The sequence below is a fragment of the Brevibacterium aurantiacum genome (assembly GCF_900169065.1).
GTDB lineage: Bacteria > Actinomycetota > Actinomycetes > Actinomycetales > Brevibacteriaceae > Brevibacterium > Brevibacterium aurantiacum.
In genome coordinates, this window is sequence record NZ_FXZB01000010.1 from 102,289 (window position 1) to 114,995 (window position 12,707).

12 protein-coding genes are annotated in these 12,707 nt (G+C 63.6%); 8 read left to right on the top strand and 4 right to left on the bottom strand.

The window, feature by feature from the left end; translation table 11 throughout:
• The first annotated feature begins 101 nt into the window (after positions 1-101).
• The gene (locus BAUR9175_RS08545) at positions 102-476 is read left to right on the top strand and encodes a hypothetical protein (RefSeq protein ID WP_009882330.1); all 375 of its coding nucleotides are present in this window, start codon (positions 102-104) and stop codon (positions 474-476) included.
• Positions 477-543: 67 nt separating this feature from the next.
• On the opposite strand, the gene cls is transcribed toward BAUR9175_RS08545, so the two are convergent.
• Positions 544-2,040 carry a cardiolipin synthase gene (cls, locus tag BAUR9175_RS08550; RefSeq protein WP_069601052.1) on the bottom strand — a complete coding sequence of 499 codons (1,497 nt, stop codon included), beginning with the start codon at positions 2,038-2,040 and terminating at the stop codon, positions 544-546.
• A 234-nt stretch (positions 2,041-2,274) separates the two neighbouring features.
• Between cls and BAUR9175_RS08555 the strand changes: the two genes are divergently transcribed.
• Positions 2,275-2,973 carry an NUDIX hydrolase gene (locus tag BAUR9175_RS08555; RefSeq protein ID WP_096168318.1) on the top strand — a complete coding sequence of 233 codons (699 nt, stop codon included), beginning with the start codon at positions 2,275-2,277 and terminating at the stop codon, positions 2,971-2,973.
• Between the two features lie 145 nt (positions 2,974-3,118).
• On the opposite strand, the gene BAUR9175_RS08560 is transcribed toward BAUR9175_RS08555, so the two are convergent.
• Together BAUR9175_RS08560 and BAUR9175_RS08565 are read right to left on the bottom strand one after the other, a co-directional pair.
• Entirely contained in the window at positions 3,119-3,973 is an 855-nt protein-coding gene (locus BAUR9175_RS08560; protein ID WP_096178017.1) for an enoyl-CoA hydratase-related protein, read from the bottom strand.
• 32 nt (positions 3,974-4,005) lie between these two features.
• Positions 4,006-5,286, bottom strand: coding sequence for an MFS transporter (locus BAUR9175_RS08565; RefSeq protein WP_050773350.1), 1,281 nt, complete (start codon positions 5,284-5,286; stop codon positions 4,006-4,008).
• Positions 5,287-5,460: 174 nt separating this feature from the next.
• Here BAUR9175_RS08565 and BAUR9175_RS08570 point away from each other — a divergent pair, with 174 nt between their 5' ends.
• From BAUR9175_RS08570 to BAUR9175_RS08585, 4 genes are all read left to right on the top strand, one after another.
• Positions 5,461-5,901 carry a TM2 domain-containing protein gene (locus BAUR9175_RS08570; RefSeq protein WP_162619356.1) on the top strand — a complete coding sequence of 147 codons (441 nt, stop codon included), beginning with the start codon at positions 5,461-5,463 and terminating at the stop codon, positions 5,899-5,901.
• Between the two features lie 107 nt (positions 5,902-6,008).
• The gene (locus tag BAUR9175_RS08575; protein ID WP_101583519.1) at positions 6,009-7,574 is read left to right on the top strand and encodes an FMN-binding glutamate synthase family protein; all 1,566 of its coding nucleotides are present in this window, start codon (positions 6,009-6,011) and stop codon (positions 7,572-7,574) included.
• 55 nt (positions 7,575-7,629) lie between these two features.
• Positions 7,630-8,199, top strand: a complete 570-nt coding sequence (locus BAUR9175_RS08580) for a dienelactone hydrolase family protein (RefSeq protein WP_009882322.1) — start codon at positions 7,630-7,632, stop codon at positions 8,197-8,199.
• Positions 8,200-8,420: 221 nt separating this feature from the next.
• Positions 8,421-9,242: a hypothetical protein gene (locus tag BAUR9175_RS08585; protein WP_141322615.1), complete on the top strand. Its 822-nt coding sequence runs from the start codon at positions 8,421-8,423 to the stop codon at positions 9,240-9,242.
• Between the two features lie 243 nt (positions 9,243-9,485).
• On the opposite strand, the gene BAUR9175_RS08590 is transcribed toward BAUR9175_RS08585, so the two are convergent.
• Positions 9,486-10,289, bottom strand: a complete 804-nt coding sequence (locus BAUR9175_RS08590) for a 3-oxoacyl-ACP reductase (protein WP_009882320.1) — start codon at positions 10,287-10,289, stop codon at positions 9,486-9,488.
• Between the two features lie 167 nt (positions 10,290-10,456).
• Between BAUR9175_RS08590 and BAUR9175_RS08595 the strand changes: the two genes are divergently transcribed.
• Both BAUR9175_RS08595 and BAUR9175_RS08600 read left to right on the top strand, forming a co-directional pair.
• Positions 10,457-11,545, top strand: coding sequence for a hypothetical protein (locus BAUR9175_RS08595; protein ID WP_101583522.1), 1,089 nt, complete (start codon positions 10,457-10,459; stop codon positions 11,543-11,545).
• Positions 11,546-11,672: 127 nt separating this feature from the next.
• Entirely contained in the window at positions 11,673-12,701 is a 1,029-nt protein-coding gene (locus tag BAUR9175_RS08600; protein ID WP_096146063.1) for a 3-oxoacyl-ACP synthase III, read from the top strand.
• The last annotated feature ends 6 nt before the right edge of the window (positions 12,702-12,707 follow it).

Sequence of the window (12,707 nt, forward strand, 5' to 3'; positions counted from 1 at the left end):
CCAGGACACAGTGCCGATGCGCACGACCGCCGTTCACCGTCGGTCCGAGCACTCACACGTGTTGCATGCAGTCACGGCAAGCTGAGAAGGAGAGCAGGAAAATGAAGAAGCGATTGATTCTCCTGGCTGGTCTGGGAGTCGGTTACGTACTCGGATCACGCACCGGACGTCAGAGCTACGAGAAGCTCAAGGCCCAGGCACAGGATCTCTGGACCGACCCGCGAGTGCAGGACACCGTTGAGAAGGCGAACCAGTCGATCCGCGAGAAGTCACCGGCTGTCGCCGATGCTGTCCAGACTGCAGCCGACAAGGTCAACTCCGCTGCCGGAGCCGGTGCAGCCTCCACGGGCAGCAAGTCCGCCGGCACCCCAGGTGCCACGTCCACGGGCACCCCCGAGGTCAAGGACGATGTCATGGCTGACCCCATGCGCGATCTCGATGACGAAGGCCCATCCGGACTCTCCGAAGACACCTGAGGCTCGTAAGCGACGACGCTCCCGCACACTGATCGGTGTGCGGGAGCGTTGTCTTATCCTGTCCAGTTCAGAGCAGCGAGCTCGTGAGCCTGGCGACGTTCTCCACATACTTGTGCAGCAGCGGCCGATCGTTCCAGCGTTCGGCGTCGAGCTCGACGGAGTTCGGCGCGTACCGCTGCGCTTCGAGGTCGTACATCCGCTGGGTGAACTCCTTGTCGACGATGAACATGGTGACCTCCATGTTCATCGCGAACGATCGCTCATCCATGTTCGAGGATCCGATGATCGAGACTTCATCGTCGATCATGAGAAACTTCGAATGCAGCACGGTCGGGGCGTGGTACAGGAAGATCCGGACTCCGGCCCGCACCAGATCGGCGTAATAGGACTGCTGGGCCCGTTGCGTCACCCAATGGTCGCTCGTCTCCCCCACATACAGGCGCACGTCGACTCCGGACCGGGCCTCTGTCGTGAGCGCGTGCATGAGCGACTCGTCGGGCACGAAGTACGGTGAGCAGACGACGACGCTGCGGTTCGCGTTGTAGATGAGGTGATTGAACAGACGCAGATTGTTCTCGTCTTCGAACCCTGGTCCAGACGGCACCACCTGCGCCTGGATGCCGCCGTTCTGCGGTGCCCGGAGTTCCCCTTGCGAGGCTTCGTCGAAGAGTTCCCCCGTCTCCGAATACCAGTCCGTGATGAAGACCGCATCGAGTTCATCGACGACTGGGCCGCTGCACTTCAGCGACAGGTCCATCCATTGGAAGCCCTTCCGCAAGTTGCGTCGCTTGTTGTAGGACCGGTCGATGATGTTCTGCGACCCGGTGAAGGCGACCTCGCCGTCGACGACGAGGATCTTCCGGTGGTTGCGCAGGTCGGGTCGCTGGTATTCGCCCTTCCAGGGACGGATCGGCAGGGCTCGGCGCCACGCCACTCCCGATGAGTTGAGCCGCTTGACCAGGTCCGAGTAGCCGGGATATCCCAGTGAACCCAGATGGTCGATGAGGATTCTCACCCGAACCCCGCGCTCGTGCGCGGCCAGCAGCGATTCGAAGAGCCGCCTCGTCGTGTCATCGATGGCGACGATGTAGAACTCGAAGTGGACGAACCGAGTGGCCGCATCGATCTCGTCGGCCATCGCCTCCATGCAGGCGTGGTTGTCGATCTGCAGATCGAAGGCGTTGCCGTGCGTCATCGGCAGCGCGCCCAGTTCGAAGTTGAGCTGCGCCGCGGTGCTCAGCGGTTCGGGCATGTGGGCGGAGTCGCCGATGATCGCCCGATCATCGGTCTGGTCCCGGAAGATGTCGTTGACGAGCACCTGTTTGTCCCGCCGCCTCTTCGGCAGCTTCGCCGAGCCGAGCAGCAGGAACGCGAGAATTCCGACGTAGGGGATGAGGAAGATTGCGAGCAGCCAGCCGAGCGCGACAGATGGTCTGCGGTTGTGCGGAATCCAGCCCAGCGCAACGATGCGGATGATCATGTCGATCGCCAGAAGTGTGACAATCAGCCAGTTCGGCCACGCCTGATCGATTGAGAAGAAAAGATAGTTCTCCAATCTGGTCATGTCCTTACTCTTCCGGTCTGCGGGCCGTCAACGCCGGGTGCCGCGCTCAGACTCCCAGGCACCAGAGCTCAAGCTGCCTTGAGAAACTCGCCGTCGCTCTCGTCTGGCACCATCGTATCCTGCCGCTTGATTTCCAATGAGTTCGCCCCAGCGGAACACCCCGCCTCCGCCGAGGACAACAGTCACAGTCATAATGGAAGGTGACGAGCAGACACAGAGGCGAAGGTGCTGACAGTGATTCGAGAAATCTCCCCCGAGGGGTCCGACCGTTCGGACCTCGCCGATTCCTCCAGCCGCGGGCCCGATGTGCCCGACCCGCACGCCGTGCCGATCAAACCCGCCGTCAGCGTGCTCATGATCCGCGACGGTGCCACGGGGCTCGAGGTCTTCGTCCAGCATCGGGTGTCGACGATGGACTTCGCCGCCGGCGTCGTCGTCTTCCCCGGCGGCCGCGTCGATCCCATCGATGAGCAGACTGCGGCCTCCATCGCGGTCCCCGATCCGCAGAGTCATCAGGCAGCGTGGAAGGACTCCACCATCGCCGAGGTGGCCGATGGTTGGCGCATCCTGCTCGCCACCGCTGTGCGTGAGGTCGAAGAGGAGACAGGAGCCGTGCTCGACCCTGCCGGCTTGAAGCCATGGGCGAACTGGGTCACCCCGGCCGGACGGCCTAAACGCTTCGACACCTATTTCTATGCCCTCTCGGCCGGTGACCTCGAGTCAGCCCACCATCAGACCACCGAGGCGCATTCGAGTGAATGGATGTCGGTGGCCCAGATCCTGACCGCCGAAGCCGAGGAGCGTCTTAAGCTTATGCGCCCGACACTCGTGCTCATGCGCGAGCTCGACACGTTCGACACCGCCGCCGAGGTGGTCGGATCCGCCCGGAGCATCGACCCGGTCCGCCCGGAGTTCCCCGGCAAGCACGGCTGAGCCTCGCCGGGTCGTCACGGCTGAGCCGCGGCGGGCCGTCAGCTGAGCCGCGGCGGGCCGTCAGCTGAGCCGCGGCGGGCCGTCAGCTGAGCGGCGGCGGGCCGTCAGCTGAGCGGCCGGCACATCACAACTGCGTCGCTGCGCCTCAGCCCTTCGACCGCTTGGCCATGCGCGCCAGCCGTTCTGTGACGACCTCGCGCTGCTCGTCGGTGCCGATGAGTGAGGCCAGCGCCTCCTGCTCTGCATCGAGGCCCGTGGCCAGGTCAGCCTCATAGGAGAGGTCCACGAGCTTCTTCGCCCACACGAGTGCCGAGCGTGATTTCCCCGCGATGTCGGCGGCAAGTTCGAGAGCTCGCTCGACCGGTTCCTCAGCCAGCTCTTCGACGAGACCGATCCGCAGCGCCTCCTCGGCGCCGATGGCCTCGCCTGTGGCGATGAGCTTCTTCGCCGTTCCGGGCCCGACCAGGCGCGGCAGCAGCTGAGTCCCGCACATGTCCGGGATGATCCCCCATTTGATCTCCATCAGCGAGAGCTGGACGTCGGGTCCGGCGATGCGGATGTCCGTGCCCAGCGCGATCTGCATCCCGCCGCCGAGCGCCGGACCCCTGAGTCCGGCGATGACCGGAACCTCGATCAGGGACCACACGTGCACGGCCTTCTGCGCCAGCGCCCGAGCGGACCCGAGCCGCTCACCGACGTCGACGGCGCCTTCGGTCGATGACTCGGATCCCGCACCCGCCTCGGCGGAGGTCGTCGCGGTGCCTTCCTCCGCGAGCCTGGACATCTCGGTGAAGTCCAGGCCAGCACTGAACGCCCGCCCGCGGCCGGAGAGCACGACGGCCCTAACCTCAGTCGATTCCCTGAGCGCGAGGCCGACCTCGACGAGGTCTTCGAACACCTCTCTGGTCAGTGAGTTGAGCTTCTCGGCGCGGTCGATCTCCACATGGGCGACGCCCCGGTCGATCGTATAGGTGACGTTCGAATGTGCTGCGTGGGGCATGAAGTCCTCCGGTTCTTAAGCTGAACGAATGATCAGCTGCGTTTCTTGAACCCTATCGAAGCCCCGGTCAACGTCAAGATGAGAACGGCGAACAACGAGGTCATGCACATGACGACCACGCCCGGCCACGCGAAATCGGTGAACAGAACCGCCGACAGCCAGGCGCCCAGGCTGGTGCCCAGATAGTAGACGGTGAGGTAGATGGCCGCCGATCGGGTGGAGTCGACACCGGGCCGTGAGGCGCTGGCTGACGCGGATGCGCCCGTGTGGCCGAGGAAGAAGCCGCCGGTGAGCAGGGACATGCCGATGATGATCACCGGCAGATCATCGACGAGAGTGAGTCCGGCGCCGACAAGTGCTGTGACCATCCCGATCAGTGTCAACGAGGTGCGCGAGAGCCTCGTGGCCAACCGACCGTAGTACGTGGTGACGACGGTGCCGACGAGGTAGATGAGGAAGAACAGTGCGACTGCGCCTTCGCTCAGCCGCCAGGGATCATGCTGCAGCCGAGTGCCGAGCATCGTGAAGGAGCCGCCGAAGACGATCATGCACAGGAAGCCGGTGAGGTAGATCCGCCACAGCCCCGATCTCAGCGGAATGATCGCCCGCCGAGGTGGCTGCGCGGTGTCCGCTGCTGCCGAGGATTCTGCATCGGACGTCGACTCCTGCTCTGTCGCCGCCGGTTCCGGCGCAGTCGTCGACGATTCGCGGGCGGCGATCACTCGTGAGGTGGTGAAGAGATCGTGGCGGAGCAGCCAGACCACGATGAGCCCGAAGACCAGAGAGACTGCCGCGGTGAACGCCAGGCCGCCGTGCCAGCCGAGGCCCTCCGCGGCAAGACCGGTCAGGAGCCGGGAGGAGAGTCCGCCGATCGTGTTGCCGGCGATGTAGACACCGATAGCGCCGGGCAGTGCCTTCGCCGGCAGCCGCAGCGAAAGATAGGCCATTGCGGTGGCAGGCACCGAGGCGATCGCCACGCCTTGGAGGAAGCGGACCGCGATGAGCAGTTCGGGGCTCGGCATGAACGGCAGGATGAGCGCGAGGAGCGCGGCCAGGACCACGCCGCCGGCGATCTGCCTGGCATGCCCGATGCGCGGGGCGAGCACGGAGAACGGGATGAGGAAGACGGCCATGGCAACGTTGGTGGCGGAGACCGTCAGGCTCGCTGTGGGAGCGTCGATGTCGTAGGCGCCGCGGATGGCGGGGAGCAGTCCCTGCGTCTCATAGAGCACGAGGAAGACCGAGACTCCGGCCAAGAACACCGCCACGATGGTTCGCCGAGTACTCGTCGCGCTCGGCTCACCAGTACTCATAGATCCAACGCTATGCCGATACTGGGGAAAACCCCAATGCGCGAACACTCACGTGCTTCCTAGGCTGTACTCAGATCCCCCACCTGACGCCCATCCCCCGGTTCTCCGCGGCACGTCGATCACATCACGTCGATCGCTCCCCGGAGAGCGGCGACGCAAGAGAAGGAGAACACCGTGTCCGTGTCGCCTCTGGTCCCCGAACTGCCCTCCATCGACCCCTTCGATTCCCTCAATTCCCTTGACTCCCTTGAACGTCCGGGTTCCGTGAAACGACCGAACTCCGACAATGAGGCCGAGCACAACCATCCCAACCGCTCCTTCTTCGTCACCTGGCTCCTATCGCTCCTGCTGGGCTTCCTCGGTGCCGACCGCCTCTACACGGGACGTTTCCTCACCGGCGGGCTCAAGCTGGTCAGCCTCGGCGGCTTGGGCCTGTGGTGGGTCTTCGACCTCGTCATCGTCATGGCCGGCGGGCTTCGCTACGACAACCGTCCCCTCAGCGGTTACGACTCCTGGAAGGAAGTCGCGTGGATCGCCACGGGGTTCCTCCTCATCATCGGCTACTCCCTCCAGCTCGACGAACTTGTTCAGGCGCTGCTCATACGAGTGTTCTGAGCCAGACGGGCGGAACTTTAGCCCACCCTTTCCTGAAATCCCCGTGTTCTCGGTTTAGGCTCGCATCAAGCACAGACCGAAGAAGTTCAAGGAAAGGTCGGTACCCCATGGTCAGCCAGCTCGGAGGAGACTCAACAGGAAAGCGCGTGGCTCAGGCCGCTGCCGCCGTCTCAGCGCTCGGCCTCGGCGCCCTCGCCGCCTGGGATGTGACCCAGAAGAAGCATTCGATCCTGCGCAACTATCCGGTCGCCGGTCACGCACGGTATCTGCTCGAGTCGATTCGCCCAGAGATCCAGCAGTACTTCATCGAGCGGAACTGGGATGGCCGTCCGTACAATCGCAACACTCGCGCAATAATCTACGAACGCGCCAAAGGCAAGCACTCCGAAAGCGCCTTCGGGACTGAACGCGATGTCAATCGCACGGGCTACGAGGCCCTCATGCACTCGAATGTTCCGATCACGAGCTCCCCCACTCCCCCGCGGATCCGTGTCGGCGGGGCGGAATGCACACAGCCCTATGACATCTCGCTCCTCAACGTCTCGGCCATGAGCTTCGGATCGCTGAGTGACAATGCGGTGCGCTCGCTCAACAAAGGCGCCGCCCTGGGTGGGTTCGCCCAGGACACCGGAGAAGGCTCGATCACGCCCTATCACCAGGAGTTCGGCGGCGACCTGATCTGGGAGATCGGCACCGGCTACTTCGGCTGCCGAACCCCCGAGGGCGAATTCGCTCCGGACGTCTTCGCCCAGAAAGCACAGGACCCACAGGTCAAGATGGTCTCTCTCAAGCTTTCCCAGGGTGCCAAACCCGGCCTCGGCGGCGTCCTGCCCGGCCCGAAGGTCACCGAGGAGATCTCAGAGATCCGCGGCATTCCCGTCGGCAAGACCTGTGTCAGCCCACCGAACCACACTGTATTCTCGACGCCGATCGAACTCCTGCAGTTCGTCGAACAGATGCGCAAGCTCTCCGGCGGCAAGCCTGCCGGTTTCAAGCTCTGTGTGGGCTCGCGCACCGAATTCCTCGGCATCTGCAAGGCCATGGTCGAGACCGGCATCACTCCCGACTTCATCATCGTCGACGGCTCAGAAGGCGGCACGGGAGCTGCGCCGCTCGAATTCGAAAACCACGTCGGCCTGCCTCTGACCCAGGGCCTGATGATCGTGCACAACGCGCTCAAGGGTGCGGGGCTGCGTGATCGCATCAAGATCGGTGCGGCAGGGAAGATCGCGGCCGGCTCCGACATCGTCAAGCGACTCATCCAGGGTGCCGACTTCACAATGGCGGCTCGCGCCATGATGATGGCCGTCGGCTGCATTCAGGCTCAGGTCTGCCACACCGGCAAATGCCCCGTCGGCGTGGCCACGCAGGATCCTCGCCGTGCACGCGCCATCGATGTTCCCGACAAGTCGACTCGCGTGAAGAACTACCACGACGGCACCGTCGCCGAGGCCGTGCGCCTGATGGCGTCGATGGGCGTGGCCCATCCGGATGAGCTGGAACCGACGATGCTGCGCCGCAATGTCTCGGAGTCTGAGTCCTGGTCCTACGCTCGTCTCTACGACTGGCTCAAGCCCGGCGAGCTGCTCAGCGGCGCTCCCGCTGACTGGGCCGCCGACTGGGAGACGGCCCGAGCAGACTCCTTCGCCATCCCACACGGCCACAGCCGCTGAGTCATACCTTGAGCCGCGGCAGTGCTGGATTCAACTGAGACAACAGGAGATCGCCATGGCAACCCTCGTTCTGCTCCATTCCGCACTGGGCAAGACTCCCGGCGTCGAAGCGATCGCCGATCGATACAGAGCCGCCGGGCACACCGTGCTCACCCCCGATGTCTACGAGGGACGCACGTTCACCACCGCCGAGGCCGGGGTCGGTCACTCGCAGGACGTCGGGTTCTCTCAGCTGGTCGATCGGGCTGCCGCGGCCTGTGCTGACCTGACTGGTGAGATCGTCTTCGCCGGGCTCTCCCTCGGTGCCGGCATCGCCCAGCAGATGGGCAAGAACGACGCGCGGGCACGGGGCGCGCTCCTCTTCCACGGCGGCGGCTTCCCCAAGCCCACGCGATGGCAGGAGAATGTGCCCGTCCAGATCCATTTCTCAGTCGATGACGAGTGGAGAGACGCAGCTGCGCCACAGACTCTGCTGGAGTCGGCTACCCGAGCGGGGGCGCAGGCGGAGTATTTCCTCTACCCGGGCGGGAGTCACCTCTTCAGCGATCCGCTGGTCGCTGACTACCGAGGGGACAGCGCGCAGCTGCTCCTCGACCGCAGTCTGGCGTTCCTCGACAAGGTCTGAGGCCCTCGGCTCGCTCCCACCCAACAAACGTCGAGAGCCGTCCGATCAATCGTCGAGAGCCGACCGCACCGGCCAAAGCCGACTCCCTGAAGTCGCCCGCCGCCGCTACGGTCGGCCTTCGGCGAATTCGCATTCTCCGGACTAGCAGAATCTGCGATTGCATCCGCTTCAATACTTAGCATTTCATTGCGTTTAGTATCGTTTGATGCCATTATCGTTAGATGGTTCAGGTTTACATGAAACAGGACCTTCTCAGATTCGGCTTGACCGATGATGACGTCCGCCGAGCGCAGCAGTGTTGCCTGCAAAAGATTCGGCGTGGGCACTATGCTGTGGTCCGCCCTTGCAGTTCACCGCATCATGCCGTTCTGCACTCGCCTGGCGCTGCCGAGCCGATCTCTTATCCCCAGACTTTCGGCGATATCCGAGACCAGAGCGAGAACCTCAAACCCTTGATTCGTTCGCGACTGCACGAGCTCCGCTCCGGAGACGTCTTCTCTCACATCTCGGCTGCTCTGATTCACGGCATTCGCCCGCCGTTCCCTGCAACCGACAGGGCCGAGATCATCCGTACCGGTTATCACGAGAACTTCCCAACATTGCGCATCTATAACCGCATCGTTCCACCGGCAGACCAGACCACCATCGGCGATTTTGCGGTCACAGATCTCTCGCGCACGCTCTCCGACATCGCTCATGACTACCCATTGGAGATATCCGTACCGATGATCTCCGAGGCTCTTCGAGCCGGCAACATCAGCAAGTCCGACCTTTTCGAGCAGATGAAGATTCGTCGAAGAGGGTGCAGAGTTGCGAAGCAAGGCATCGAGCTGTCCGACCCGCTGCATGAGTCTCAGGGCGAGTCACTCTGTGCGGTGAAATTCCACAGATTCTCCATCGGAGAGATGATTCCGCAGGTGACAGTGCACGATCGCGCTGGGAAGTTTCTCGGCAGATGCGACTTCAAGCACGCAAGACTTCCGTTGATCGTGGAGTTCCATGGTCTGGGCAAGTACTACCTCAATGAGTCCGGACCAGATTGAGCCAGCAAGGACAACCATGCTCGGCACATGCGGCTCGCCAATGCCGGGTTCACAGTCTTCAATTTGGTCTGGGCCGATCTCTTTCGCAGCGAAATGTTCACTGCCATCAAGAAGCACATCGCCGAGAGCCGACCGCACCAGCCAAAGCCGACTCCCTGAAGTCGCCCGCCGCCGCTACGGTCGGCTCTCGACGAAAGTTCACGAGCCGGTGCGGAGTCGCTCCTGACTTCGGCTGCCGGCGGGTCAGCCCATCACCAGGCCGTTGTCGACGACGAGGTTCTGGCCCGTCACCGCGCGTGAGGCCGGCGATGCGAAGAACACCACCGCCGAGGCGAATTCCTCCGGAGTCGTCACGTGACCCAGCGGAGTCTGTGCCGCAATCTGGTCGAAGACCTCCTCCGGCGTTGCCGAGGAGGCGTCGGTGGTGCGCAGCAGACCACCGGAGACCATGTTCACTCTGACTCCTGAGGGGCCGAGATCTTTTGCAAAGGTCCTGGTCAGGGACAGTAGAGCCGCTTTGGCCGCCGTGTAGTCGTGGTACGGCACGACCGGGTTCTGGACGAGGTTGGATCCGATATTGATGACCCGGCCCGATCCGATCTCACGGAATCCGCTCATCGCGGCCTGGACGGTGTTGAGCGCGGCACCGACGGCGCCGCGGAACTGGTCGGTGAAATCGGAGAAGTCGATCTCGTCTGCCGGCTGTCGTTCCTCCCCGTTGAAGGAGAAGTCGACGAGGGCGTTGTTGACCACCGTCGACACGGGCGCGCCGAACTCCGCATGTGCGGCGGCGAACATGGCGTCCACGGCACGTGAGTCGGTGACATCGGCCTCGATCGCCACCGCACGTCCGCCGCGGGCCCGGACCGCCTCGGCGAGTTCCTCCGCTGCTTCGGCCGAATAGCGGTAGTTGATGACGAGCGCGGCCTCCTCGTGCGCGAAGGCCTTCGCGATGGACGAGCCCACACCGCGCCCGGCTCCTGTCACGAGGACGATCTGCTGGTCAAGCGGCATAGCCGATGATGTGAATGCCTGGGCGTTGCTCATCGCGATTCTCCTTCGAATGCTGGGCGGTCCTCACTGCTCGGGAGGCCGTTGCAGGTCGTGATCTCACCCTACATTCGCGGCCCGTCCCGTGGGTGAACGTGAATACCGCCCCGATCCTCCTTAGACTGAGTACTCGACCATCGTTGTCCATCCCCAGGAAGTCCTTCATGAGCGAGCTCGGCGCCAGCATCTCAATCGGAGTCCTCGCAGCACTCGTCGTCCTCATCATCTACATCATCGCGGCTCGGATCGGGCGATGGCAGCCGGCTCCGCAGCGTGGGCCACAAGGCGGGCAGACGCAGCCAGGCTACGGTCCCGGCGGCACCGGTCAGCCGGGCCACGCACCGGGTTCACGGCCACGGGGCGGCTCATACGATCAGTCGACGCGTGCCTACACTCAGCCGACGCAGGCCTATGATCAGACGACTCGCGCCTATCCCCAACAGCCCGAGCGCGTCTACGGCATGAGCGAGGACGAGACTCGTGTGCTGCCCGCGACCGGGGCCGACACCGATCCACGGGCCACGAAGGCTGAACTCAGAGACAACATCGGCCAGTCGGGGCAGATGGTCGAGACGAACCGTCGCGCGGCCACCTCCTCGAACGGTGACACGCTGGCGGTGTTCACGTATATCTTCGGCGCCGCTCTCATCGCCGTCATCGCGTTCGTGTTCTTCAACAATCTCCTCCTCCCCGCTACGGTCGGCGCACTGGCCGGCGCGATCATCTGCGTGGCGTTGGCATCGACCTACACGCTGAAGTCCCTCGAATTCTGGCCGGACAATTCGACGATCACCATCATCAACCTCCTCGTGGCCCTGGCCGCCTCCGTCGCCATGTTCATCGGTGCCGAGCAGACCGAACGCGACGGATTCACACTGGGCCGCATCACCGATTCCTTCGCCGCACTGCCCTTCAGCGAAGGATTCACCGGTTTCGCCACCGCCATCGCCGATCGCGTCGTCGAGTTCTTCCGCGAATTCGGGTTCATGGGCTTCATCTTCCTGATCCTCATGGGCGTCGGCTGCATCATCGTCTTCACTCTGGCGGCCAAGTCACTCATCGACGTCATGGACTGGCGCATCTTCGTCCAGTTCGGACGCTTCGTCACCGACCGCCCCATGTCCCATTCGCGTGCCGTTCGCTTCCAGTCTTCGAAGGTTTCGCACACCGTGACGTCGATCATTCTGGCCGGGATCGCGGTCCTCTGCGCGACCGGAATGGCCTATGACGGATTCACCTGGTTCACTCGCTGAGAAACAATTCAGCCTGAGGGATATAAGATAGTCTCCGGACTTCCCCGTCGTGGCGCGCTCCAAGAGTGCGTCGCATCGGCCCTCAGCAGACGACGACGAACGACCCGCAAAGGGATGAAAACCTCAATTGGCGAACGGCAACGCAACATTCCGGCACTCGAACGTGGCGCTTCTCGGCCTGACCGAGATCCTCGCCCCGAACGAAGTGACCTCTCAAGAATTCGACGAGCGCCTCGCCGATACCCTGTCCACCCTCAATCTGCCCACGGGCCTTCTGCAGCGCGTCGCCGGTGTCGACGCACGCCGCAACTGGGACGTGCCGAGCCAGTTCGCCGATGGAGCGATCGCGGCCGGTAAGAAGGCTCTCGCCGAGTCGGGGGTCTCTCCCGAGTCGATCGGACTGATGGTCAACACCTCAGTCACGCGTGAGCACCTCGAACCCTCTGTGGCCGTCGGCGTCCACGCGGGCATCGGTCTGGGCTCGCAGGCGATGAATTTCGACATCACCAACGCCTGCCTGGGCTTCGTCAACGGAATGACCCTGGCCGCGAACATGATCGACGCCGGTCAGATCGAATACGCCCTCGTCGTCGCCGGCGAAGACGCCTCCCGCGTCCAAGAGGCCACACTGGCCCGACTGACCCGTCCCGGCATCAGCCGCGAGGAATACCTCAACGAGTTCGCCTCCCTGACACTGGGGTCCGGTGCCTCCGCCGCCGTCCTCGGGCCAGCCGACAAGCACCCGGAGGGCCACCGCATCCTGGGCGGCATCACCCGCGCCGCGACCCAGCACCACGAACTGTGCGTGGGCGATCACAACGGAATGTTCACCGACACCAAGGGTCTGCTGGCCGGCGGGATGGAACTCGTCGTCGCCGCGTGGGAAGAAGCCCACGAGGACGGCTGGAACTGGCGCGAGATGGATCGCTACGTCATGCACCAGGTCTCCGACGTGCACGTCAACTCGATCACGAAGGCCGCGAACCTCGATCCCGATCGGATTCCGGTCACCTATCCCGAACTCGGCAATGTGGGACCGGCTTCCCTGCCGATCACGCTCAGCCGTGAGGCATCACACCTCAAACCCGGCGACCGCATCCTGTGCATGGGAGTCGGGTCGGGACTCAACGCCGCAATGACCGAAATCGAGTGGTAGAGGTTC

Excerpts from the sequence above, each read along its gene's own strand:
- BAUR9175_RS08545 (WP_009882330.1), top strand. The coding sequence starts at position 102 with ATGAAGAAGCGATTGATTCTCCTGGCTGGTCTGGGAGTCGGTTACGTA.
- cls (WP_069601052.1), bottom strand. The coding sequence starts at position 2,040 with ATGACCAGATTGGAGAACTATCTTTTCTTCTCAATCGATCAGGCGTGG.
- BAUR9175_RS08560 (WP_096178017.1), bottom strand. The coding sequence starts at position 3,973 with ATGCCCCACGCAGCACATTCGAACGTCACCTATACGATCGACCGGGGC.
- BAUR9175_RS08565 (WP_050773350.1), bottom strand. The coding sequence starts at position 5,286 with ATGAGTACTGGTGAGCCGAGCGCGACGAGTACTCGGCGAACCATCGTG.
- BAUR9175_RS08575 (WP_101583519.1), top strand. The coding sequence starts at position 6,009 with ATGGTCAGCCAGCTCGGAGGAGACTCAACAGGAAAGCGCGTGGCTCAG.
- BAUR9175_RS08580 (WP_009882322.1), top strand. The coding sequence starts at position 7,630 with ATGGCAACCCTCGTTCTGCTCCATTCCGCACTGGGCAAGACTCCCGGC.
- BAUR9175_RS08585 (WP_141322615.1), top strand. The coding sequence starts at position 8,421 with ATGGTTCAGGTTTACATGAAACAGGACCTTCTCAGATTCGGCTTGACC.
- BAUR9175_RS08590 (WP_009882320.1), bottom strand. The coding sequence starts at position 10,289 with ATGAGCAACGCCCAGGCATTCACATCATCGGCTATGCCGCTTGACCAG.
- BAUR9175_RS08595 (WP_101583522.1), top strand. The coding sequence starts at position 10,457 with ATGAGCGAGCTCGGCGCCAGCATCTCAATCGGAGTCCTCGCAGCACTC.